Raw genomic sequence first — 23,131 nt, 5'->3', positions numbered from 1 at the left:
TATTTTTTAGATTTCAATAAAAAATTTGCATTTGTACATGTGATCTTATTAATCATTTTATTTTTTATCGTTGTAGGATGCACTAATATCTTCAGTTGATGTGCACGGGGTTAATCCCATCTTTTTTCATTTCTTTGTAGTAATTTTTAAACACAGTGTATTGATATTGGGTTAACCCGAGAATTTACACTTTATGTAATACAAAGAAAAGTGAGGGGAAAGTGATGGGAAGTTTACGATTACATATAGAAAATAAAAAAAGAAACCAAGGACTAAGAAATATTTGTTTATATTCAATTGCAAAAACAGTATCACTATTCGGTAGCTCTATTTATAGTTTTGCATTAGGATTGTATGTTTTACAAATAACCGGATCTGCGTTAAATTTTGCGATTACGCTCATATTAGGAACAATTCCAATGATTGTTATGAATCCATTTGCTGGTGTCATTGCTGATAAGGTTGATAAAAAGAAACTCGTCGTTTGCATGGATGTATTAAGCGGGTGCTTATTAATAACTGTTTATATATTAAGCAGCTATTATGGATTAAACTTATTCATTATTTATACTACTACCTTTCTTATGACAGTATTTACAACGTTTTTTGGAATAGGATTAGAGGCCGTAAAACCGAATATGGTTACTAAAGAACGGTTAATGCGTATTAATTCTATAAGTAAAATTATCGATTCTATATCTTTAATTTTAGGGCCTATGTTAGGGGGCATTGTTTTTGCAGTCTTTGATATAAAAACTTTTATCATTATTAACGGTATTTCATTTATCCTTTCGGCTATATCCATATTGTTTATAAACTTTAAATTGTGCGAGCAAAACATAAATGAGGAATGTTCAATTAGAGAAATTAATTTTATTGAAGATATAAAGGAGGGATACTCTTACTTATTGGAGCGGAAAAGCTTAAAAAATACTTTTAGTATTTTAATTTCCCTTAATTTCTTTTTAGGCTTTGCTGTAACTGTTCCATTGCCATACATTATTAACACAGTTCTCAATCTTAGTTCTAAGCAATTTGGTATGATTCAAGGGACTTTTCCGATAGGTATGATAGTTGGTGCAATATTAGTAAAAAAGATAACTAATTGTTTTTCTTATTCTTATCTATTGAAGAAAATAAGTTTTATGTTGGCAATTTTTATGATAGTTTCAGGAATACCTGTTTTATTTAAATCTATTGTAGTAAATAATTTGGTATATGTTACTACGTATTGCATGATTATGTTCTTTTTAGGATTTATGATAGCACAAATTGATATTCCTTTAATGTATTTCATGCAAAATGAGATTCCTGAAGAATATAGAGGAAGAGTTCTTAGTATTGGATTAAGCTTAGGTAAAATAATGCAGCCAATAGCACTTGCAATATCAGGACTATTATTAAATTTCATTCCAGCCTATACGCTTCCCATTGCAGGGGGGATTGTATTTTTTATTTTGAATAAAATTTTAGCAAATAAGTTAAATTTAGAAATTCATTCAAAAGATTATAGTGTTTAACGTAACTTAAAAAGCGCAGGATTCTAATCCTGCGCTTTTCTATCGTAATTCAGCTGTTTTTCTAATAACAATCTTATCAATTTCATCTTCTTCATCACCAATAAATAATCCTCGTTCTTTTAAATATGCTTCAAAATATAAATCTGCTTCAGCGCGTTCGTCATATGGCTTTACAGAGAGAACGAAACCTAATTTGTTTTGTTCTTCTAAATGAGAAGTGGAGATGTAAGCCGGTACATTATGGCGTAAAAAGAGTTCTTTAACCGGAATAATCATATCTTTCATTAATTTCGTTAGCATACCCATTTCAAACTCGAAATTAAAGCGATCTATACTAGATAAATCAGCAAATACTACACCGATAAAACCTGTATTAAATACTTCTTGATATTCTACATCTTCGTCATGGCCGCCGTAAAAATTCTTTTCGATTAAATAATTGACAAAATAAGCAACGCCATCACTTTGTTCAAATGGTTTCGTTGAAAGAACAAAGCCAATTTTCTTTTGTTTATGTAAATACACACATGACATGTATGCTGAAATGTTATGTTCTTTAAATAAAGCACTTGTTGCTCCAGAGAGACCATCTAATACGTGATGAACAATTTGAAGTTTTTTACGAGCGAAATAATAGGATTTCTTTTGTAACTCCAATGTATCAATAAAGACAGAGCCGATAAAGCCTGTATTTGAAATAATAGGTGCTTGCTTTTTTCTTCCTCTGCGCTTTAATGGAGCCATTGTTAAAATCATCCCTTCATGTACGTTTAAAATAAAAAGAACATTTGTTCGTATGTTTATATTTTACTATTAAAACGCTATAAAGTAAAGGGTTTTTGATGAAAATATAACAAAAAAGACACCTTATAAAAGGTGCCTTAAACGCTGTAGGGAATAGGGTTTACCCTAACTATTTATATTATGATACAGAAACAATCTCTTCTGTATCTTCTACATCTAAATGACAGTCCATAGTACGAACATCTTGATCTTCATGACTTCCGAAATAAATAGTAATTTTCATATGTATCGCTCCTTTATTCTAGGAATACCTAAAATAATTACTAGTAATGTTAATATTTATTATATACCACTTTTTTCATTCCGACAACGTTATATCATTTTTAATTATTTTAAACTATAGAGCACAATTTAAAGAGGTACTTTTTATAGAAAAAGGTAAATTTCTAATATGTTATATTTAATATAGAAGAATTCGAGGAGTACTTTTTATGAAAAGGAGAACTATTGATGAATTATAAACAACTACTAATAGATAACTTTGCATTTAAAACTTCATATGTTGCGCAATTTGTGCCCGGAATGAGTATAAAAGAAACGCAAGATTATATTGCTGTTGATTGCGGATTACCTGCCGATACATTCAATATCATCACTCTACTAAACAATAATTTAACGGTAGGGATAGAGAAATTATATAAGGAGGTAGAATACTATAATCAAAAGAAATTTCCAATGAGTGTTTGGTTATGGGATGAAGAGCAAGAGTGGGATATAAAAAGTGAGTTAATTAAAATTGGTTTAAAAGAAGCGGAACAGAATATTGCGATGGTAGCAGACTTAAAAACAATTTCTCCAACAATAAACATGCCAGTAAGTTTTACAATTCAACAGGCATCATCACCTGCACAAATAAAAAAATTTGGAGAAATGTTAGCTAATCTATTCGGCACATCAGAAGAAGGTATACATGTACAAGCATTCTATAATCAAATTTCTAATCTTGATTTATGGAACAGTGAAAATATGAAACTATTTTTAGGATTTTATGAAGGGGAAGTCGTAACTGTTGGTTCATTGATATGTTCAAAAGATAGTATTGGTATTTATGACATCGCAACTAAAGAGGAAATGAGAGGACGAGGATTCGGATCTACTATGTTCAATTTCCTTCTGCAAGAAGCACAAAAATTAAAAAATATGTATTGTGTGTTACAAGCTTCACCCGATGGAATCAACATTTATAAAAGATCGGGATTTCAAGCTATTGGCAAAATGACTGTATTGGAAAATCGACATTTAATTGAGTAAATCATTCAAGTTAAATCGTCTTTATATAGGAGCTTATAAATCGTTATGAAAAAGATATATCTCGTTACAATAATTTGTGCCTTTATAGTAATAAGTATCTTTGTTTTTCAGAAAATAAATAAACATAAGTATACTAAAGCTATTAATCAATCAAATCATATAAAAAATATCGCACATAGAGGTGCTTCTGCGTATGCACCTGAACATACAATAGCAGCATATCAATTAGGCCAACAAATGAATGGAGATTATATAGAAATTGATCTTCAAATGACAAAAGATGGACATTTAGTGGCTATGCATGATGAAATATTAAACCGTACAACGAATGGTACTGGGCTGGTAAAAGAGCATACATTAGAAGAAATAAAGCAACTAAATGCTGGCTCTCTTTTCAATGAAAAATATCCGAACTTAGCAAAGAAAGAATTTGAAAATGCAAAAGTCCCAACATTAACAGAAATTATTGAAACGTTTGGGCATAACGCGAACTATTATATTGAAACAAAAACACCTGATGAATATCCAGGAATGGAAGAAAAATTATTAGAAATTATTAATCACTACGAAATACAGGATAAAGTTATTATTCAATCGTTTAGTGAAGAAAGTCTACAAAAGATTCATAGCTTAAATAGTAATATATCCATAGTACAATTATTACCTTATAAAAAAGCAGTTCAATTAACAAAATTAGAGATAGAAAAGTATAAAATGTACTGCATAGGTCTTGGCATGAATTACAAATATATTGATTCAGATTATGTAAATAAAATAAAGAAAAAGGGATTAGAAGTTCATCCATTTACAGTAGATAATGAAAAAGATATGAAAAAGTTACTTTCATGGGGAGTCGATGGGATGTTTACTAATGATCCGGATCGTTTACATTCAATATTATTGGATTTGAAAAGTCATGAATAAGAAGTGTTATTCATAAAGGAAAAATTTATACAACCTGTATATTAGGATTATCAATGCAAGAAGGCATGTGGCATATAAAAAGAAAATACCAAAAACCGCAACTGGAAGACTTAAGTTGTGGTTTTTTTATTGCTTCGATTTCAACTTACAAAGTTTGAAGCTAGAAGTGAAAACCTTTTTAGCTGAATTGGCTTCCTATGTATTTGTACTTCGTATCGTTGTAGGTATATGTACAACCCGTGAGAAGAGTTTTGCATAGGATAATAGAAAAGGAGATGTTGCATATTGAAATACCACAATAGAAATGTAAGTAATCTGAATAAATTAGCGGATAATACGAAAGCTGCAGCTTTTAAGTGGTATCAGTACTGTATCGACAATGGAATTGAAGTATTAATTTATGAAACAATCCGAACGGTCGAGCAACAACGGGAATATGTTCGTAAAGGAGCATCACAAACGATGCGCTCATATCACTTAGTAGGACAGGCATTAGATTTTGTTCCAATTCAGTCGAATGGTACAGAAGATTGGAATGGCTATAATAAAGAACCGTGGGCATCAGCAATTCGTTATGCTAAACAAATTGGTTTTGAATGGGGCGGTGACTGGAAAGGATTTGTGGATAGCCCGCATTTGCAATATAACTACAAAGGATATGGAACGGATACTTTTGGAAAAGGTGCTCAAAACGTAGTGACTCCTTCCACGTCGAATGATAGTGTAGGGATTGCTTATATTAACGGTAGTAATGTAAATTTACGAAAAGGACCTGGTACTGGATATGGCGTTATTCGTCAATTAGGGAAAGGAGAGTCCTACAAAGTATTTGGGCAATCAAATGGCTGGTTAAATCTCGGTGGCGATCAGTGGATTTTTAACGATCCATCATATATTCGTTATACGGGAGGAAATGTGCCAACACCTTCACAATCATCAAATGAGGGTATAGGTGTAGTTACTATAATCGCTGATGTATTACGTGTTCGTACCGGCCCAGGAACAAATTACGGCATTGTGAAAAACGTGTATCAAGGTGAAAAATATCAATCATTTGGATATAAAGATGGTTGGTATAATGTTGGTGGAAATCAATGGGTTTCTGGTGAATATGTTACGTTTGTAAAGTAAAAATAAGAGCCGTCCTGTTGGGCGGCATTGTATTTTAAATATTCATAGGGCGAGCACTCATGATATCATTCGTGATACATAGATTATAATTTTTCATTCTAATAATCAGAAAGTAATCAAAATGTAATTAATTTCAACTACGCTTTTTATATTTTTTTGATACACTGGCTACGAGGGGGATACCAATTAAGGTGGGTAAAAACCAAAACCATATTGGCGGAAGTAAATTTATAATGGGAATATGGATGCCGACATTTACTAAAAGTGCGGTGACTGCACCTATATAAGAACCTAACATACCTCTAATGTGGTGATGGAGCCAATTTTTCCAACGTTTTTTTCGTGCAAGGTATCCATAAATCGCAAATGAATAAGAGAAGATTGCTACATAAAATAAATATGCGATTTTATCCCAGTTTATAATGGATAATATAATGGCAGTAACGGTGATAACGACATAGGATGCGTGATATATTTCACCCCATTCCGTATGTTTACCTTTCTTCTTTTGAGCAACCATCGCTATTATCCCAGTTATTAAACATATCGTTCCAAATAATATGTGGATGGTTAAAAGAATGTTGAAAATGCTCATCATAATTCCTCCCTTTTTATTTTTATAGTATTGCAGCATAGGAGAAAAGTTGAAACATATTGTTTATTCACTTTAATATATTGAAGTAAAGGTACTTCAAGAACAAGTTTAAACGGACAAATTTTTCTTGAGTTTAGTGAGACACGTATTACGTGAAATGAAGGAGAGACTTCCATGTTTACATCTATTACATATTTACAATCAGGGAATGACAAGCAACAAAAAGTATATGATGTTTTGAACAAACTAAATATTATGGAGGGTTTAGCTTTATATAATCCCGTTCTTTGCGGGACAATCCCGATAAGAATTGATACTTCTCAATCTGACTTAGATATTGTAATGGAAGTATATAATTTTGATGTTTTTGAGCAGGAAATGAGATCTTTATATGGTTCTTATAGAGGGTTCAATATAAAAAAGAAAAAAATGAAAGGTACTGAATCGATAAAGGTGAATTTTGAATTCGAAGGTTTTGAATTTGAATTATTTGCTCAACCTAAGCCAGTGCGTAATCAATATGCATATAGACATATGATAGTGGAACACATGTTATTAATGCAGCATCCCCATATAAGGGAAGAAGTTATTCACTTAAAGGAACAAGGTTTAAAAACAGAACCTGCTTTTGCTCAAGTATTAAATATTGACGGAGATCCTTATGAAGAACTTATTTTATTAGGGCAGGAAATGAAATTGTGGTAAATAAGATACGTAAAAAAATCCTCCAAAAACAAAAGAGGATTTTTTTATGCTGTTAACTTCCGAATTAATTCACTGAGCAATTTAATTCCGTTAGTCATTTGTTCTGGAGAAGCATATCCATATGATAAACGAATGTACTGATCTGATTCTTCTTCATAAATACGTCCCGGGTTTAAAAGAATTCCTTTTGATAGTGCCTCTAAAAATAGTTTTTTCATCGGAATGTTATGTACAACCTTTAGCCATATAAAAACTCCACCACTAGGAATATCCCACGATGCAATATCTGCACAATATTTATTTAAAGCTCGTATCATTATTTGTCTTCGTTTTTTCAGGTGCATTCTTACGTTTGCTACATGTTCTTCATAAAAACCTTCATTTATCCATTCAGCAGCTACTCTTTGAGATAAAGAGCTTGATCCATAGTCTGTTTGCATTTTTATATCTGACAATCTATCAATAACAGGCTCAGGTCCAATTATCCATCCAATTCTAAGTCCAGGGCTAAGTGTTTTAGAGAGACTACCAATATATAATACATGTCCATGTTTATCTATTGACTTTAAAGGAGCTGGAGGTGATTCATCAATCCATAACTCTCGGTAAATATCATCCTCGATGATAGGCAACTGCTCTTTTTTACATATTTTTAATATTTCTTTTCTTCGCTCTTTGGACATCAATATCCCCGTTGGATTTTGAAAACAAGGGATTGAGTATAAAATATTATTCTTTTGACTATATTTAATTCGTTTTAATAAGTCATTAGGTAAAATACCGTGATAATCCATTGATATACCGGATAAATTTATATTTGCTGATTGAAAAACATGAAGTGAATATAAGTAAGAAGGTTGTTCAAGTAAAACAGTTGATTTTCTATGTAAAAGACCAATTGATATTAATTGTAATGCTTGGAGTGCACCAGACACTATTAATATAGAACCCGGTGATGCATGTATTCCAAATGATCTTACATATTTGCTTATTGCTTCACGTAACGGATAAAAACCTTTTTGTTCTTCGTATCCGAAATAATCTAATTCCTCACTGACGTTTTTTATTATAGATTGCATAGTTTCGAGCGGGAAAAGATGAGGTGCAAGTTCACCTTTACTAAGATGGATAAGCGTTTTATTTGCTTCTGCTGCATTTATTTCTCGCACCATTAACTTACTTGGTTTATGAATACCTGCCTTTACATATTCACTCCAATCAGGCGGGGGATTAGTTGCTAATAATGACCATGTATTATTTGTTACAATTGTTCCTGCTCCGATTTGTCCTTGAATTAAACCATCTGCCATAAGTTCATCTAGCGCAGTTATTACAGTACTTCGATTTACATGAAATAATTTTGCTAACTGCCGCTGACTAGGGATTTTACTTCCAATTGGCCATTCTCCGTTTTCAATTTTTTCTTTCATATAGTCTATTATCTGCCGATATTTGGGCACTTTTTTATCGTTTGTCATATAAAAAACTCCCTCGTTTATTTAAAAGATTCAAAGTGGTTGGTTTTTCCGATAAATAACTGGTTGAAGACATTGTATCAACTATTAAATATGATGAAAAGAAATAATTGGTAATTTAAAAATGGTTGGTTTATTAGGGAGGGAGAGAAAACATGCATAATAAAAAATGGGATTTACGCATTATATGTGCTCACGCTTTTACAATTCTTATATGGGGAACTGCTTTTCCAGCAATTCGTATGGGGCTTGAATCTTATACGCCTGAACACCTTACTTTACTACGCTTATTAATCGCTTCATTTATACTTTTGTTATTTTCATTTATATACAAACTACGACTACCGGATTTAAAGGATATCCCAGCATTTTTTATATTTGGTGCTTTAGGGTTTACTATTTATCACATCGCATTAAACTACGGCGAAAAAACAGTAAATGCTGGATCTGCAAGTTTAATAATTTCAGTCACTCCAATAGTGACGGCAATTCTTGCTTTTGTTTTTTTGAATGAAAAAATGAAATTAAATGGCTGGATCGGTGGTGTAATGAGTTTTGCAGGAATTGCCTTAATTTCATTTAGCCAAGGCGACGCTATTCAATTAAATAGCGGGGGATTATTTATATTATTAGCGGCGATTTCAGAAAGTCTATTTTTCGTTTTCCAAACATCTTACTTAAAAAAATACGGCTTCTTACCATTTACCATATATACAATTTTGTCTAGTACTATATGTATGCTTATTTTCTTACCTGGAGTTTATCAAGAAATACTAGCAGCTCCTCTTGAAGTTAACTTGAGCGTTATATATTTAGGTGTCTTTCCAACAGTACTCCCGTATATTGCATTGGCCTATATTATATCTCGTGCTGGTGCTTCTGAAGCAACAAGTTCTCTATATTTAACGCCAATAACTGCGTGTTTCATTGCTTGGATATGGTTAGGAGAAGTGCCAACTTTAGTTTCGATAATTGGCGGAGTGATTACTATACTTGGAATTGTGATTGCTCATATACCAGTATTAAGAAAAGAAAAACATGGGAATTTAGCAAATAATCAATCCGTATAATGTAATTCAATAATGACTTTAAGATACTTTTTTATATAGTTTCTTTCTTATGTTGATAAATATAATATTTTGTATTTCAGTTAAATATTGTATGTTACATTTTATGTAGTAAGCATTTTAAAAGGAGCTGACAACATAATGAATGGAAAAAGAAAAATTTTCACATGTATTTCTATTGTAGGAATCGGACTAGCTAGTTTTTCTAATTCTAGTTTCGCAGCAAGTGTAACGGACAATTCAGTACAAAATTCTATTCCCGTAGTTAATCAACAAGTAGCTGCTGCAAAGGAAATGAAACCATTTCCGCAGCAAGTTAATTATGCAGGTGTTATAAAACCGAATCATGTTACACAGGAAAGTTTAAATGCTTCTGTAAGAAGTTACTACGATAATTGGAAAAAGAAATATTTGAAAAATGATTTATCTTCTTTACCTGGTGGTTATTATGTAAAAGGAGAGATTACAGGTGATGCTGATGGGTTTAAGCCACTTGGAACTTCAGAAGGTCAAGGGTATGGGATGATAATTACAGTATTAATGGCTGGTTATGATTCGAATGCTCAAAAAATCTATGACGGTTTATTTAAAACAGCAAGAACTTTTAAAAGTTCTCAAAATCCTAATTTAATGGGATGGGTTGTCGCAGATAGTAAAAAAGCACAAGGTCATTTTGATTCTGCTACTGATGGAGATTTAGATATTGCGTATTCTCTTCTTCTTGCTCATAAGCAGTGGGGATCTAATGGAACAGTGAATTATTTGAAAGAAGCAAAAGACATGATTACAAAAGGTATTAAAGCTAGTAATGTTACAAATAATAACCGACTAAATTTAGGAGATTGGGATTCTAAAAGTTCACTTGATACGAGACCATCTGATTGGATGATGTCACACCTTAGAGCATTTTATGAATTTACAGGTGATAAAACTTGGCTTACTGTTATTAATAATTTGTACGATGTTTATACGCAATTTAGTAATAAGTACTCTCCAAATACAGGACTTATTTCAGATTTCGTTGTAAAAAACCCACCACAACCCGCACCTAAAGACTTCTTAGAGGAGTCAGAATATACAAATGCATATTATTACAATGCTAGTCGGGTACCATTGAGAATTGTAATGGACTATGCGATGTACGGCGAGAAAAGAAGTAAAGTCATTTCTGATAAAGTTTCTTCGTGGATTCAAAATAAAACGAATGGAAATCCTTCTAAAATTGTGGATGGTTATCAATTAAATGGATCTAATATTGGTAGTTATTCAACTGCTGTATTTGTTTCACCGTTTATTGCTGCAAGTATAACAAGTAGCAATAATCAAAAGTGGGTAAATAGCGGTTGGGATTGGATGAAGAATAAGAGAGAAAGTTATTTTAGTGATAGTTATAATTTATTAACTATGTTATTCATTACAGGAAATTGGTGGAAACCTGTACCTGATGATACAAAAATACAAAATCAAATAAATGATGCAATTTATGAAGGATACGATAATTAATTAAATTTGAGAATGGTTACTCAAGAAAGGAATTAGCATACGCTAGTTCCTTTTTAATATTTTGTAAAACATTATCCATTCTAAAATTTGCATAGATATACTTGCTTTTTTCATATACATAGTTACTAATGACTCGTTTTTTTCGTGAGAGGAGCGTATTTCTTGGAAAAAGTATTATTTTTCGGAGACCCAGGTATTGATGACTCATTTGCCATTATGTATGGCTTACTGCATCCCGAAATTGAAATTGTCGGTATTGTAACTGGATACGGAAATGTTGAGCATATACATGCTGCACATAATGCAGCGTATATTTTACAGTTAGCAAATAGACAAGACATTCCTGTCATTAGTGGTGCAACAAAACCACTTACAGAAGAAATCACTACGTACTATCCTGAAATTCACGGAGCAGAAGGATTAGGGCCCATCCATGTTCCAGAAAATATATTATCTATTCCAATATACAATTTTGGCAGTATTGCTGCGATTCTTATAAAGTACGGAAAAGATTTAACGATTGTTGATGTAGGAAGATCTACCTCGTTAGCAATTGCTTTTAATTTGTGGAATGATTTAATGCTAAATGTAAAAGGAATCTATTTCATGGGTGGTGTTTTTTTAGAAGTAGGAAACGTTACGCCGTTAGCAGAGGCAAATGTGTATGGAGATCCTATAGCAAGTAAAATTGTTTTCCATCAAGCAAAGAATTTATTAATATTCCCTTTAAATGTAACAAACAAAGCTGTGTTAACACCAAATGTGTTTGACTATATTCAAGCTAATTCAAAGAATCCATTCCATACGATAATGAAACCAATGTATGATTACTATTTTTCTGCATACCAAAAACTTAATCCATCTATCGAAGGGCCATTGCTTCATGATGTGGTTGCTATAAGTGGATTAGTAAATCCAAACTTTTTTGAATTTGTACATCGTACAGTGAATGTTGATACATACGGAGATACGAAAGGACAAACATTTGCTGATTTTCGCCTTAGCTCTATATCTGAAGGAGCCCGTATAGCTTTAGAAATAGATGCAGAAAAATTCATTCAAGATTTTATAAAAATTATGTTATAAGTTGTTGTCGAAAAAGGGAATTATTTCAATGCGTTGAATATAAACATACATCCTCTATATAAGGGAGCTTACAATATTGAATATCCAGTTAAAGGTTGTTACGAGAGAAAATTGGGAAGAAGCATTAAAACTACAAGTTAAAGAAAATCAGTTGAAATTTGTTCCATCCGTAGCAGTTTCGCTTGCTAAAGTATATATAAAACCAGATGGTGACAATGTAGAGTACATACCATTCGCTATATACCATGGTGACCTTATGGTTGGTTTTGTTATGCATGCTGTTGTAAGAGAGACATCGGATATGTATTGGATTAACGGATTTATTATTGATCAATCGCAGCAAGGTAATGGTTATGGAAAAGCAGCATTACAAGAAAGTATTAATATAATAAAAAATACTTTTAAATCGTGTAAAGAAATTAGATTAACAGTACATAAAGATAATCTCTCTGCAAAGAAATTATATGAACGATATGGTTTCATATCATTAGGACAAGAGTATGATGGTGAGCAAGTATATCGTTTATTTGTTTAACTATTAGGAAGTAAAGGTGTAAATGAAATATGCAATTTACTGAAGTGAAAATTGAAGTGTTCATTCCTGAAGAATATATTGAAACATTAAGGGATGAATTAAATAAAATTGGAGCATGTAAAACGGGCGAATATGACCATTGCCTTTCCTATAGTTCAGTGAAAGGATATTGGAGACCTTTAGACGAAGCATCTCCTCTTAATGGAGAAATTGGGCGAATATGCGAAGGGCAAGAATGTAAAGTTGAAATAAAGTGTAAACGAGAACTTGTAAAAGATGCTCTTGAAGTTATTAATGATATTCATCCGTATGAAACACCTATGATTTATATTATACCAATACTAAATGACTATTTTGAGCAACTATACATTGAATAACTAGGAGGGATTTCAATTGAAAAGTAAATTCCATCATATTGTACGAGCAGTCATGATAAAAGATGGGAAATTATTAGTTGCTGAATATATCGGCCATCATTATTTTTTACCTGGTGGCCATGTTGAAATTGGAGAATCAGTAGAGAATGCATTAATAAGAGAGTTAAGAGAAGAACTTGGAGTAAACTGTAGTATACAACAATTTTTAGGAGTCATAGAAAATCAATGGCAAGATAAAGAAGTGCTCCATCATGAAATTAATCACATTTTTGAAGTAGAGTCACAAGATTTACATACGGACTTAACACCGAAATCGAGCGAGTCTCATTTAGCATTTCACTGGATAGATTATAATAAAGAAGCCTTAAATCATTATGAAATCATGCCAATGCCTTTAGTGAAGGAATTACTAGAAAGAAAGTTAAGTGATGAACTACTAAATTGTTGGATTAGTAATTTTTAAATCACTTTATTTATAGTAAATACGTCCATCGAATAAATATAAAGAAAATAGGCTGAAAAACAAGGTACATCACCTAGTGTAAGTTCATATTTTGTTGATGTACGCATTTAGTCTATAGTCTTGTTTCTATTTTGTTTACAAAAATATATAAACTTTAACGTTTGGGCGAAATTTATATTTATAAATGGAGGGGTTCGTAATGAATCAGTTTCAACATGAATTACAAACATTAAACCTTAATGATTATCAAACTGGTAATGTTGTGTATTGGGATCAACAACAAAGCCAATATCCATATTATTACATCCAAGGCGATGCACGTCGTTGTGGCGGATGCGGAGGTTGTGGTGGACGCTGTGGCGGTTGCGGCGGTGGCAGATGTGGTGGTTGCGTAGGTTGTGCCGGATGTTTTGGTTGCTTTAATTGCTGGAACTGGTGGATTATTTAAATATAGTACATCATTAATATTTTATATGAAAGAAAGGTGTAAATACTGTTTATACTTTTCTTTCATGCTGTAATTTTGATGTGTATTAAGGGGGATTTATTTGTATACATATGATAAGTTGATTTCTTGGGTAGAGAATATAAAAGAAAAAAATCATAGTTCTGCTACAGCAATTTGTATTATAAAAAATAATAAAGTCGTATTAGAGCATTATAGCGGTTATCACTCAAATACATCGACTAATAAAAAAGTAACCGCATCTTCGCAGTTCAACGTTGCTTCTGCTAGAAAAAGTTATTTAGGATTAATGATAGCGTATGCGCTTTACGAGGGGAAAATAAACTCTATTGATGATGAAGCGATAAAATATTTTAAAGACTTTAATCCTGCATTGCTTGGTAAAACAACGATAAGACATTTAGTAACACATTCGCACGGATTAGAGGAAATGAATGACGGGACAATTTTTCGTGAATTTGAACCGGGACAAGCATGGGCATATAGAGATATTAATGTAAGAATGATGACACGTCTTATTTATCAGCTATATAACAAAAGTTTTCCTGAATTGTTAAAGGAGCGTGTTTTTAAGCCTGCTAATTTTCAAGAAACAGGTTGGAGAGTTCAGCGAGATGAAAATTTAGTTGACGTTGTTAATAATCCAAATGAAGACGCGACTAGTGAAATTGGTACGGTAGATGACGGTACTGAAAAAAATCTGTTTGTCTCAGCTAGAGAATTTGCTTATTGGGGCAATCTTCATTTAAATCAAGGTGTGATAAACGGTAAGCAAATTGTTCCAAAAGAAGTTATAAAAATCGCTACGAGTTTGCAGAGTCCAACATATGTAAATAAAGAGCTACCACAAAATGGCTTGTTTTGGTTCGTTCAAAATGAACCTGCACAATTAAGCGAACTTGGTGAACGTGTTCCAAAAGGGTCATATCAAATATTAGGGATTACTGGACCGACTATTTTAGTAATACCTGAATATAATGTAGTTGTTGCAAAAATGTATAACAAAAGATATAACTACGGCGGTGATAATTACTTATATTATTTACGTGAATTTAGTAATTTAGTCGCTGATACATTTAGTAACGGTAATAGGGCATAATTACTCCTATAACAAAAAGGAGTGATTGTAAGTGAAAGATAAAGTGAACAAAAATAAAAAACAAAATATAAAAGATGTAAATACAGAGCAAAATGCAATTTATAGCGATCCTAAAGATGCAGCTAATATGCAAACTGTACCGCAGCCGAAGGATTTTGATGAAATCGAATATTAATTTTTCATCCGACTATATGATGAATGAAAAATACGTCTTAAGTCTCATCACATATAAGAAATTATTTGATAACATATATACATAAGCATTCGAAAATGGCTTATCTTAACAAAGCTTTCTTTAGAAACATCTGATATAACCTGCAAAAGACACTTCTTTATGAAGTGTCTTTTTGTGTATATGAACTTAATTACCATTTTCCGTACAGTATCTTGCAATTTACGATGGATATACTAACTGTGAAAATCTATGTCAAGATAAAAGAAGGGGACAGTTAGTATGAAACAAACTTCTATAAATCCGTTACTAATTGTTCTAGGTACAATCATTGTTCAAATTGGCCTTGGAACAATTTATACATGGAGTTTATTTAATCAACCCCTTGTAAGTAAGTTTGGATGGAATCTTAATTCAGTAGCGATAACTTTCTCTATAACAAGTTTTTCTTTATCATTCTCAACTTTATTTGCAGCAAAATTGCAGAAAAAATTAGGACTTCGGAAACTTATTGCTACTGCAGGAATTGTTTTAGGACTCGGCTTAATACTTAGTTCACAAGTTTCTTCCTTACCACTATTATATTTATTAGCTGGTGTTGTTGTTGGTTATGCGGATGGAACAGCTTATATTACATCACTATCTAATTTAATTAAATGGTTTCCAAATCGGAAAGGGCTTATTTCAGGTATATCTGTATCAGCGTATGGAATGGGCAGCTTAATCTTTAGATATATAAACGGAAATCTTATCGATAACCTTGGTGTATCACAAGCATTCTTATATTGGGGTATTATCGTGTTACTTTTAGTGTTAATCGGATCGTTCTTCTTACGTGAGGCAATTGTAAGTAATGCTGTAACTGAAACATTGCACAATGACTATACTCCGCGTGAAATGATGCGAACGAAACAAGTATATCTGCTATTTTTTATGTTATTCACCTCGTGTATGGGTGGTTTGTATTTAATCAGTATGGTAAAAGATATCGGTGTACAACTCGTTGGCCTTAGCGCAGCAACCGCTGCAAACGCCGTTGCTATGATTGCAATTTTTAATACAGTAGGTAGAATTATTCTTGGGACGTTATCAGATAAAATCGGCCGAATGAAAATTGTCTCTGCAACGTTTATTATTATAGGATTGTCAGTCTTTACTTTAAGTTTTATTCCGCTAAATTACGGAATCTATTTTGCTTGTGTAGCAAGTGTCGCCTTTTGCTTCGGCGGTAATATAACTATATTCCCAGCTATTGTCGGAGATTTCTTTGGATTAAAAAACCATAGTACAAATTACGGGATTGTCTACCAAGGTTTCGGATTTGGTGCGCTTGCAGGATCATTTATTGGAGCGATACTCGGGGGATTTCAACCAACTTTCATTATAATCGGTGTTTTAAGTGTTATTTCCTTCATTATTTCAATATTAATCCGCCCACCAAATGTAGAAAAGAAAAAGGAACTAAAACATTTACATCGGAAAGTAGCTTAATTTTAAAAAGAGTCCTCATGTTAGGGCTCTTTTTTATTCCATTAACTTTGCTTCTTTACGAACTTATTAAAGACAGGACAATTTCATTATAAAATTGAATAGATAAGTAAAAAGGAGCGTGACACTTAAAATGAAAATAGTACAGCAGTGGGTACAAGAAGATAGTGATTACATAAGAGAGAAAGTAATTGAATACAATCAAAAATATCTTGCAGATGAAGAAAAAACACCTTCAGAAAAGGTTAGTTTCATAGTAAGAAATGAAAAAGAAGAAATAGTAGGTGGGGTAACAGCAATAACTTTTTGGCACCATGTACACGTTGACTTTCTATGGGTTTCTGAAGAATATAGGCATGAAGGTTACGGAAGCAAGTTAATAAAGCTTATTGAAGAATTTGCAATTGAAAAAGGGTGTAGGTTAATTAATTTAGATACTTTTAGTTTCCAAGCACCTGATTTTTATAAGAAACATGGATATAAAGTAATTGGAGTAAGTGAAGATCATCCGAAAGGACATAATCATTATTATTTAGAAAAACGGTTAAAAAGTATATAGAATTTGTTAACGTTAGTATTTGAAATACAAATGCAATAAGGGCGAGGTTATTATTAATTTCAGTATTAATTGAATCAATTTTTATACTAAAACTGCAAGAACGTACTTTGGATAATCTTCCTAAGGTACGTTCTTTTTTTATATCAGTAGCCTATTCTTATTAACTCCAACAATAGCGGTAAAGGCAAGACTTAACTAACTTATATATATTAAAAGGAGTTAATGGTAGAATGAATAGAAGGCAGAAAATTCCTTTTATTTAAAATAGAGGAGGTATATATGAAAAAAGTTAATGTTACATACGCGATTTTGTACGATAAAACTAATGAAAAGATCTTAATGGTAAAAAACAAAGGGGAAAATGGTTCTTATTATACATTACCAGGTGGCGCAGTTAAACTAGGAGAAACATTAGAAGAAGCAGTAATTCGAGAAGTAAAAGAAGAAACAGGGTTACATATAAACGTAAACGGGATTTGTTCTATCAGTGAAGCCTTTTTCGAGGAAAGAGATCATCATGCAATTTTCTTTAATTTTCTAGGCGAAATAATCGGCGGGGAGACATATATATCAAGGCCAAAAGAAATCGAAGAGATTACTTGGATGGAATTACATATAGCAGCACCGTATTTACGCATACCAGAACATTTACTATATTTATTACAAAAGAAAGAAACAGTACCTTATTTTTTTAACGGAACAATCGTTCATCAATCTTCATAAAAATATTATTTCATGTAAGGCGGGGGAAACATGGAGTTTATCGTTAATCACAAACAATTCACTCAAGCACTTTCAGAAGTCAACAAAGCAATATCAACAAAATCTTTAATTCCTATATTATCTGGTATAAAAATAACTGCAGATCAATCTGGAATTACTTTAATTGCAAGTAACTCAAATATTTTTATTGAAAAATTCATTCCTGTTTCAATTGAAGACGAAAAGATTGCAACTATTTTAAAGGTAGGAACTATTGTTGTACCTGCAAAGTATTTCATTGAAATAATAAAGAAAATGCCAAGTGATATCGCAATAAAAAGTAAGAATGAGCAAATTATTAAGATACAATCAGAAGAAATCACATTAAGTTTAAATGGATTTCCTGCAGATGAGTTTCCGAATGTACCGCTTATAGACAATCATGCAGAAATCAAGGTAGAAACAGAGCAATTGATTGAAGTATTTAAACAAACAGTCTTTGCGGTAGCAAAAAATGAGTCTAGACCTGTTCTTACTGGGGTGCATATAGAGTTATCTAATAATAAGTTAATTTGCGCTGCAACTGACTCACATAGACTAGCGATACGCGAAACATTACTTTCCTCAGATGTAAAAGCAAATTGTATTGTACCAAGCGCAACCATTAGTGAACTTCTAAAATTAATGAACAGCAATTCGGAATTCGTATATATCTACCTTTCAGAGAGTCATATTATATTTACGATCGGAACAACTACATTATATTCAAGACTAATTGAAGGGAAATATCCTAATATTTCTAACCTTATTCCAAATGATTTTAAAACGATTATTAACGTAGATAGAAAAAAGATATTACAAGGTGTAGACCGATCAAGTTTATTAGCAAGTGAATGGGCTAATAACAATGTTAACTTAGAAATCATAAACGAATCCACAATTAAAATTTCTTCAAACGCTTCTCAAATTGGGAAAATATCTGAAACGCAACAAATAGATGCGATTCAAGGTGAAAAACAATTAAATATATCTTTCGATGGGCGTTTTATGGTTGATGCTTTAAGAGCAATAAAAGAAGAAACGATTACTTTAAGTTTTGGAGGTTCTATGCGACCGATATTGATTGAAGCAGGAGAGCAATCTGCAGCAGTACATCTTATATCGCCAGTAAGAGCTTATTAGGAATAGAGAAAGGGATTTCATTATGTGCAAGCAGACTGTTGTTTTATGAAATCATAAATTAATACATTATAAGAATGATGTATTAGTAAAGCAAACAGTTTACTAATTCCTACATAATATAATTCATAGACAAAGCAGAAATGGTAATCTGAAATACAAAGCAAAATAATAATAACCTGAATATAAAAGCCATAGATTAATAGATATGGGGTGAGTACGATGAAGAAAATAATTGTTTTACTCATGGGTATAGTTTTAATTATTTTTGCTTTTTATCAATACAACAAAAAAGACTATGCAGCTAAAAGTACTAACTTGTATGTAGAAAACTTTAAAGGGGAAAATGATTCAATAAAAATACAATCTGCTATTAATAAAGCAGAGTCTAGTAAAATTAAAACTGTATTGCTTGATGATAAAAAGTATAAAATTACGTCACCAATCATTGTTAAAAAAGGTGTGAAATTATTATTTGGTTATGGATCCCAATTTGTAGTTGAGGGAAACTTTAGAGTTTTAGAACTAGAGAAAAACGCATCCATTGAAGGAGCGTATATAGCTATTGACGATCCTAAATTTAACTCTGAAGTTATTTATTTAGACGGTAAAAATAAATATTATAACACTTGGAACAAAACACAAATAAAAGATATAAATATTATCAATTGGACGGAAACGAATAAAGGTACCGGAATTTCTTTATACTCTGCTGGAAAAGAAAATGAAATTTCGTTTGTTAACTTCGAAAATATTAAAGTTGTAGGAATGGAAACTGGACTGAAATTAGTAGCGAAAAAACCGAGCACCGGACAAGCTTGGATAAATGCCAATCGTTTTATGAACTTTTCTTTAGAAGACTGTGTAAATATGATTTATATGGATAGTCAAGTAACTACACCAAATGAAATTAGTGGGAATCAATTTACAAACCTTCAAATACAGCCTTCAAATAAAACAAAAAGCATTATACAGGTAAGTGGTCAACATAATGAATTTCATGGGATGGTGTGGGATTTAAATAAAATAAAACATGAAAACGAACTCATTGAACTGACTGATAAGAGTATGAATACAGTGGTTGAAATGTCCAGTGTACCAGCAAATAGAGTATTAGATAGTGGGAGATCCAATATAGTGAAATAAGTTTAAATACAGAAAAAAGAGCGAATTCTTTATAAGAGGATTCGCTCTTTTTATATTTTAAAATTAAATTTCCTTCCACCAAGCGGATAAAGGATAGTCTGTAGATTTTAACGTAATAGATTCGCCAATTTGTGGCGTTGTAATTTTAACTCCTAAACGGTTAGCTTCTTTCGTAACACGTTCTATCGGGTCACTCCATTCATGTAATGCTAACGTAAAAGCACCCCAATGAATCGGAAGAAGTAATTCTCCTTTAACATCAATATGAGCTTGTACCGTTTCTTCAGGCAACATATGAATAGCAGACCACCTCGGATCATATTGCCCGCATTCCATTAATGTAAGATCGAATGGACCGTATTTATCACCAATTTCCTTAAAGTGAGGGGCATAACCGCTATCACCACTAAAGAAAATTTTAGTCTCTTGACCAAGAATAAGCCATGAACACCATAATGAACGATCTCTATCTGTCATACCACGTCCAGAGAAATGCCTTGCAGGCGCACATACTAACTTAATATTATCAAACGTAATTTCGTCCCACCAATTATGCTCACTAATTTTACTAGGTGAAACACCCCATTTAATAAGATATTGTGCAACTCCAGTTGGAACATAAAAGTGTTTTGCGCGATTTTTTAACTGCATAATACTTTTGTAATTCAAATGATCATAGTGATTATGAGAAAAGATAATCGCATCAATTTCTTGAAGGTCATCACGTTCTAAAGAAAAAGCACCACTATAACGCTTACTATTAAACAAGGGAAATGGGGAAGAGGCATCTCCAAACATCGGGTCTAATAACAGTTTTTTACCTTCTATTTTCAAAAGAGAAGCAGAATGGCCAAACCATGTAACACTCTCTAACGCTTCATTATCTTTATTTGATAAAACAACAGGCAAATCCTTTATAGGACGCAGCTTTGATTTTATTTTAAAGTAATCCGTCATTAAACTTATAATATCTTTCGGTTTAAAACTCATATCAGTATGAATTTGATTTGTATATTTCTTATTCATTCGTTCTCCTTTTTACGATTAACAATTTACGTATGTTGTTATTGTAGCTATTTGTAGTTTAAACTATATTATTTTACCTTTCATCTAAAATGCCTTCTATTTCATAAATCCGTCAAATTCATTATTTGTATCTATAAAGTACAAATCGCATAGCAGCAGCTAAGACAAATATTAAGTACATGTAAATTGTTTTTATTTAGTAAATTCCTTCTTATACGCAACAAAGAACATATGTTTCATTGTATGTTATAGAAGAAAATATGTCTCTAATAAAAGAAAGGAAGGAGAGGATGTAAGTGCACATAGAGCGAAAAAAGAAATCAAAATGTAAACTATCAAAATCTGAAATCATGCATTTGTATACTGAAGGGAAGAGCACCTCAGAAATCGCTATGCTTGCTAATGTGTCTGCAAGGTATATTCGTATGGTTTTATCAGACAGCAACGTCCCAAGGCGCGCTATAGGGAGTTGGAAGAGAAAGTATGACATAAAAGAAAATTATTTTAAAACTTGGTCAAATAATATGGCTTATATTTTAGGATTTATAGCAGCTGATGGCGTTATACAAAAAGAAAATCAATGCGTCAGTATATCACAAAAAGAAAGTTATATTTTAGAAGATATAAAAAAAGAATTAAACACCAACCAGCCACTTTATCAAAACAAAAAAACAGACGTATATATGCTAAACATTAATAGCAAAACAATAAAAGACGACCTTATGAACATACATGGAATCATGCCATGTAAATCATTAAATATTAAATTTCCATTCGTGCCTGAAGAATATTTACATCATTTTGTTCGTGGATATTTTGATGGGGATGGTTACGTCAAGTATGAAACGTATACAGTAAGCTTTGTAGGAGGATCATATAGCTTTATGAATTCTTTAAATCAGGTACTACAAAATCACAATTTACCAGCCGATTTACTAAATCAAAATAAACATTATCGCGTCATTTTAACCGGGAGAAAATCAATACAACTATTTTCAAATTGGATTTATAAAGACAAAGATATTTATTTGCATAGAAAATATGAAGAATTTCAGAAAGAAAGTCTAAGTCTAGATCAATTAAAAGATCGAAACCTAAAAAGAACCCAATCTGCTGTTAAGCAGAGAAAACAAAATTTCCTTAAGGAATATATGAAAAATAAATGTATCGCTAAAACTTGTTCAATTTTAGAAATAAAGGAACCAACTTTTAAAAGTTGGTTAAAAAATGATAATCAATTTAAAAAAGACTATGAAAGAATTCATTCATTATAAAAATACAAAAAACCTTAGTATATCTATGCTAAGGTTTTTAATTTGAGATTATTAGAGGATACTTATTTTCGTTTATAGAAGTTAGTAAATACATAAATCTTACAATGAATTTACTAGTAAGGGAGGGGTTATGAAGTGTTTACTAATAATATTCCGGAGAATATATTACATACAGCTTATGAAGCTAAAATGATTTTCTCTGGAGATAATTCGCCATCTATAAAAATAAAAGGAACGAAACTTCAATATTTACTTGTAATGCTTCATCTTGGATCAGTAAAGATTTAGTCTTATTGTTTATCTTATTGTTTAATGAAAACGATAAATCTTTAAAAGAATACTTTGCCAGCAGCAGATACTCAAAAGAAATTACTTATGAAGAGTTTTTTATCTGGTGGTATCACTTTTTCTATACAAAAGTAACTGAAGAATTAATAAAACAAGGTGTAATTATAACAAGCACAAAAAAATCAAACGTACATAATCCATTAATAACTTTAAATTAAAGTGCTAATACACTTTTACAAATGTAGCAGCTAAATCGATAAATAATTATTAGTAAATAGAGGATAATCTGAAATCAA

Annotated in this window: 25 protein-coding genes and 1 pseudogene; 22 read left to right on the top strand and 4 right to left on the bottom strand. The window is 31.7% G+C overall.

What is annotated here, in order from left to right; genetic code table 11:
* The first annotated feature begins 224 nt into the window (after positions 1-224).
* Positions 225-1,520: an MFS transporter gene (locus tag HMPREF2590_RS15480; RefSeq protein ID WP_000535178.1), complete on the top strand. Its 1,296-nt coding sequence runs from the start codon at positions 225-227 to the stop codon at positions 1,518-1,520.
* Between the two features lie 39 nt (positions 1,521-1,559).
* Here HMPREF2590_RS15480 and HMPREF2590_RS15475 read toward each other — a convergent pair whose 3' ends face one another.
* Positions 1,560-2,264 carry a hypothetical protein gene (locus tag HMPREF2590_RS15475; protein ID WP_000035356.1) on the bottom strand — a complete coding sequence of 235 codons (705 nt, stop codon included), beginning with the start codon at positions 2,262-2,264 and terminating at the stop codon, positions 1,560-1,562.
* 510 nt (positions 2,265-2,774) lie between these two features.
* Between HMPREF2590_RS15475 and HMPREF2590_RS15470 the strand changes: the two genes are divergently transcribed.
* The 3 genes from HMPREF2590_RS15470 to HMPREF2590_RS15460 all read left to right on the top strand — a co-directional run bounded on the left by HMPREF2590_RS15470 (position 2,775) and on the right by HMPREF2590_RS15460 (position 5,630).
* The gene (locus tag HMPREF2590_RS15470) at positions 2,775-3,575 is read left to right on the top strand and encodes a GNAT family N-acetyltransferase (protein WP_001107066.1); all 801 of its coding nucleotides are present in this window, start codon (positions 2,775-2,777) and stop codon (positions 3,573-3,575) included.
* Between the two features lie 45 nt (positions 3,576-3,620).
* Positions 3,621-4,499 (top strand): glycerophosphodiester phosphodiesterase, encoded by an 879-nt coding sequence (locus HMPREF2590_RS15465; RefSeq protein WP_070861467.1) that lies wholly within the window; start codon positions 3,621-3,623, stop codon positions 4,497-4,499.
* A 285-nt stretch (positions 4,500-4,784) separates the two neighbouring features.
* Positions 4,785-5,630 carry an SH3 domain-containing protein gene (locus HMPREF2590_RS15460; RefSeq protein WP_000873742.1) on the top strand — a complete coding sequence of 282 codons (846 nt, stop codon included), beginning with the start codon at positions 4,785-4,787 and terminating at the stop codon, positions 5,628-5,630.
* Positions 5,631-5,763: 133 nt separating this feature from the next.
* Here the strand turns inward: HMPREF2590_RS15460 and HMPREF2590_RS15455 are convergent, their stop codons facing one another.
* On the bottom strand, positions 5,764-6,225 hold the full coding sequence (locus HMPREF2590_RS15455; RefSeq protein ID WP_000021727.1) for a DUF2306 domain-containing protein: 462 nt from the start codon (positions 6,223-6,225) through the stop codon (positions 5,764-5,766).
* Between the two features lie 174 nt (positions 6,226-6,399).
* On the opposite strand from HMPREF2590_RS15455, the gene HMPREF2590_RS15450 reads away from it, so the two are divergent.
* Positions 6,400-6,930, top strand: coding sequence for a DUF4269 domain-containing protein (locus tag HMPREF2590_RS15450; RefSeq protein ID WP_070861466.1), 531 nt, complete (start codon positions 6,400-6,402; stop codon positions 6,928-6,930).
* A 44-nt stretch (positions 6,931-6,974) separates the two neighbouring features.
* On the opposite strand, the gene norG is transcribed toward HMPREF2590_RS15450, so the two are convergent.
* Positions 6,975-8,408 (bottom strand): efflux pump transcription regulator NorG, encoded by a 1,434-nt coding sequence (norG, locus tag HMPREF2590_RS15445; protein ID WP_000180303.1) that lies wholly within the window; start codon positions 8,406-8,408, stop codon positions 6,975-6,977.
* A 152-nt stretch (positions 8,409-8,560) separates the two neighbouring features.
* On the opposite strand from norG, the gene HMPREF2590_RS15440 reads away from it, so the two are divergent.
* From HMPREF2590_RS15440 to HMPREF2590_RS15375, 14 genes are all read left to right on the top strand, one after another.
* Positions 8,561-9,475, top strand: coding sequence for a DMT family transporter (locus HMPREF2590_RS15440; RefSeq protein WP_000551611.1), 915 nt, complete (start codon positions 8,561-8,563; stop codon positions 9,473-9,475).
* 138 nt (positions 9,476-9,613) lie between these two features.
* On the top strand, positions 9,614-10,975 hold the full coding sequence (locus HMPREF2590_RS15435; RefSeq protein ID WP_001013596.1) for a family 8 glycosyl hydrolase: 1,362 nt from the start codon (positions 9,614-9,616) through the stop codon (positions 10,973-10,975).
* Between the two features lie 162 nt (positions 10,976-11,137).
* On the top strand, positions 11,138-12,061 hold the full coding sequence (locus HMPREF2590_RS15430) for a nucleoside hydrolase (protein WP_000416775.1): 924 nt from the start codon (positions 11,138-11,140) through the stop codon (positions 12,059-12,061).
* A 76-nt stretch (positions 12,062-12,137) separates the two neighbouring features.
* Positions 12,138-12,596 carry a GNAT family N-acetyltransferase gene (locus HMPREF2590_RS15425; protein ID WP_001025614.1) on the top strand — a complete coding sequence of 153 codons (459 nt, stop codon included), beginning with the start codon at positions 12,138-12,140 and terminating at the stop codon, positions 12,594-12,596.
* A gap of 29 nt (positions 12,597-12,625) precedes the next feature.
* A complete protein-coding gene (cutA, locus tag HMPREF2590_RS15420) occupies positions 12,626-12,973 on the top strand; it encodes a divalent cation tolerance protein CutA (RefSeq protein WP_001160790.1) in 348 nt (115 codons plus the stop codon).
* A gap of 16 nt (positions 12,974-12,989) precedes the next feature.
* On the top strand, positions 12,990-13,436 hold the full coding sequence (locus HMPREF2590_RS15415) for an NUDIX domain-containing protein (protein ID WP_000836837.1): 447 nt from the start codon (positions 12,990-12,992) through the stop codon (positions 13,434-13,436).
* 199 nt (positions 13,437-13,635) lie between these two features.
* Positions 13,636-13,884 (top strand): heterocycloanthracin/sonorensin family bacteriocin, encoded by a 249-nt coding sequence (locus HMPREF2590_RS15410; RefSeq protein ID WP_001071345.1) that lies wholly within the window; start codon positions 13,636-13,638, stop codon positions 13,882-13,884.
* Positions 13,885-13,984: 100 nt separating this feature from the next.
* Positions 13,985-15,001: a serine hydrolase domain-containing protein gene (locus tag HMPREF2590_RS15405; RefSeq protein WP_000288900.1), complete on the top strand. Its 1,017-nt coding sequence runs from the start codon at positions 13,985-13,987 to the stop codon at positions 14,999-15,001.
* Between the two features lie 31 nt (positions 15,002-15,032).
* Positions 15,033-15,176, top strand: a complete 144-nt coding sequence (locus HMPREF2590_RS30390; RefSeq protein WP_000653680.1) for a hypothetical protein — start codon at positions 15,033-15,035, stop codon at positions 15,174-15,176.
* Between the two features lie 279 nt (positions 15,177-15,455).
* Positions 15,456-16,664 carry an L-lactate MFS transporter gene (locus tag HMPREF2590_RS15395; protein WP_000815136.1) on the top strand — a complete coding sequence of 403 codons (1,209 nt, stop codon included), beginning with the start codon at positions 15,456-15,458 and terminating at the stop codon, positions 16,662-16,664.
* A 130-nt stretch (positions 16,665-16,794) separates the two neighbouring features.
* Positions 16,795-17,220: a GNAT family N-acetyltransferase gene (locus HMPREF2590_RS15390; RefSeq protein WP_000706906.1), complete on the top strand. Its 426-nt coding sequence runs from the start codon at positions 16,795-16,797 to the stop codon at positions 17,218-17,220.
* Between the two features lie 279 nt (positions 17,221-17,499).
* Positions 17,500-17,943, top strand: a complete 444-nt coding sequence (locus HMPREF2590_RS15385) for an NUDIX hydrolase (RefSeq protein ID WP_000757608.1) — start codon at positions 17,500-17,502, stop codon at positions 17,941-17,943.
* A gap of 30 nt (positions 17,944-17,973) precedes the next feature.
* Positions 17,974-19,104 (top strand): DNA polymerase III subunit beta, encoded by a 1,131-nt coding sequence (dnaN, locus tag HMPREF2590_RS15380; protein WP_000394480.1) that lies wholly within the window; start codon positions 17,974-17,976, stop codon positions 19,102-19,104.
* Between the two features lie 219 nt (positions 19,105-19,323).
* The gene (locus tag HMPREF2590_RS15375; protein ID WP_000721087.1) at positions 19,324-20,247 is read left to right on the top strand and encodes a hypothetical protein; all 924 of its coding nucleotides are present in this window, start codon (positions 19,324-19,326) and stop codon (positions 20,245-20,247) included.
* Between the two features lie 63 nt (positions 20,248-20,310).
* Here the strand turns inward: HMPREF2590_RS15375 and HMPREF2590_RS15370 are convergent, their stop codons facing one another.
* Positions 20,311-21,273, bottom strand: coding sequence for an MBL fold metallo-hydrolase (locus HMPREF2590_RS15370; protein ID WP_001037069.1), 963 nt, complete (start codon positions 21,271-21,273; stop codon positions 20,311-20,313).
* Positions 21,274-21,569: 296 nt separating this feature from the next.
* On the opposite strand from HMPREF2590_RS15370, the gene HMPREF2590_RS15365 reads away from it, so the two are divergent.
* From HMPREF2590_RS15365 to HMPREF2590_RS29050, 3 genes and pseudogenes are all read left to right on the top strand, one after another.
* Positions 21,570-22,547: an LAGLIDADG family homing endonuclease gene (locus HMPREF2590_RS15365; protein ID WP_000546832.1), complete on the top strand. Its 978-nt coding sequence runs from the start codon at positions 21,570-21,572 to the stop codon at positions 22,545-22,547.
* A 135-nt stretch (positions 22,548-22,682) separates the two neighbouring features.
* Positions 22,683-22,835, top strand: coding sequence for a hypothetical protein (locus HMPREF2590_RS30385; protein WP_002005131.1), 153 nt, complete (start codon positions 22,683-22,685; stop codon positions 22,833-22,835).
* Positions 22,820-23,039, top strand: a pseudogene (locus HMPREF2590_RS29050) (hypothetical protein); the annotation flags it as partial. The gene HMPREF2590_RS30385 and the pseudogene HMPREF2590_RS29050, both read left to right, overlap by 16 nt.
* Positions 23,040-23,131 lie beyond the last annotated feature (92 nt).

Source organism: Bacillus sp. HMSC036E02 (assembly GCF_001836235.1).
In the GTDB taxonomy this organism is placed as follows: domain Bacteria; phylum Bacillota; class Bacilli; order Bacillales; family Bacillaceae_G; genus Bacillus_A; species Bacillus_A cereus.
The sequence above is the reverse complement of the archived record's forward strand: the minus strand, read 5'-3'. Positions and strand labels throughout refer to the sequence as shown.

Bases quoted from the DNA above. Each gene is read 5' to 3' on its own strand.
- HMPREF2590_RS15475 (WP_000035356.1), bottom strand. From the start codon at position 2,264: ATGGCTCCATTAAAGCGCAGAGGAAGAAAAAAGCAAGCACCTATTATT.
- HMPREF2590_RS15435 (WP_001013596.1), top strand. From the start codon at position 9,614: ATGAATGGAAAAAGAAAAATTTTCACATGTATTTCTATTGTAGGAATC.
- HMPREF2590_RS15455 (WP_000021727.1), bottom strand. From the start codon at position 6,225: ATGAGCATTTTCAACATTCTTTTAACCATCCACATATTATTTGGAACG.
- HMPREF2590_RS15450 (WP_070861466.1), top strand. From the start codon at position 6,400: ATGTTTACATCTATTACATATTTACAATCAGGGAATGACAAGCAACAA.
- HMPREF2590_RS15385 (WP_000757608.1), top strand. From the start codon at position 17,500: ATGAAAAAAGTTAATGTTACATACGCGATTTTGTACGATAAAACTAAT.
- HMPREF2590_RS15370 (WP_001037069.1), bottom strand. From the start codon at position 21,273: ATGAATAAGAAATATACAAATCAAATTCATACTGATATGAGTTTTAAA.
- HMPREF2590_RS15470 (WP_001107066.1), top strand. From the start codon at position 2,775: ATGAATTATAAACAACTACTAATAGATAACTTTGCATTTAAAACTTCA.
- HMPREF2590_RS15395 (WP_000815136.1), top strand. From the start codon at position 15,456: ATGAAACAAACTTCTATAAATCCGTTACTAATTGTTCTAGGTACAATC.
- cutA (WP_001160790.1), top strand. From the start codon at position 12,626: ATGCAATTTACTGAAGTGAAAATTGAAGTGTTCATTCCTGAAGAATAT.
- HMPREF2590_RS15410 (WP_001071345.1), top strand. From the start codon at position 13,636: ATGAATCAGTTTCAACATGAATTACAAACATTAAACCTTAATGATTAT.
- HMPREF2590_RS15480 (WP_000535178.1), top strand. From the start codon at position 225: ATGGGAAGTTTACGATTACATATAGAAAATAAAAAAAGAAACCAAGGA.
- HMPREF2590_RS15440 (WP_000551611.1), top strand. From the start codon at position 8,561: ATGCATAATAAAAAATGGGATTTACGCATTATATGTGCTCACGCTTTT.
- HMPREF2590_RS15465 (WP_070861467.1), top strand. From the start codon at position 3,621: ATGAAAAAGATATATCTCGTTACAATAATTTGTGCCTTTATAGTAATA.
- HMPREF2590_RS15390 (WP_000706906.1), top strand. From the start codon at position 16,795: ATGAAAATAGTACAGCAGTGGGTACAAGAAGATAGTGATTACATAAGA.
- norG (WP_000180303.1), bottom strand. From the start codon at position 8,408: ATGACAAACGATAAAAAAGTGCCCAAATATCGGCAGATAATAGACTAT.
- HMPREF2590_RS15375 (WP_000721087.1), top strand. From the start codon at position 19,324: ATGAAGAAAATAATTGTTTTACTCATGGGTATAGTTTTAATTATTTTT.
- dnaN (WP_000394480.1), top strand. From the start codon at position 17,974: ATGGAGTTTATCGTTAATCACAAACAATTCACTCAAGCACTTTCAGAA.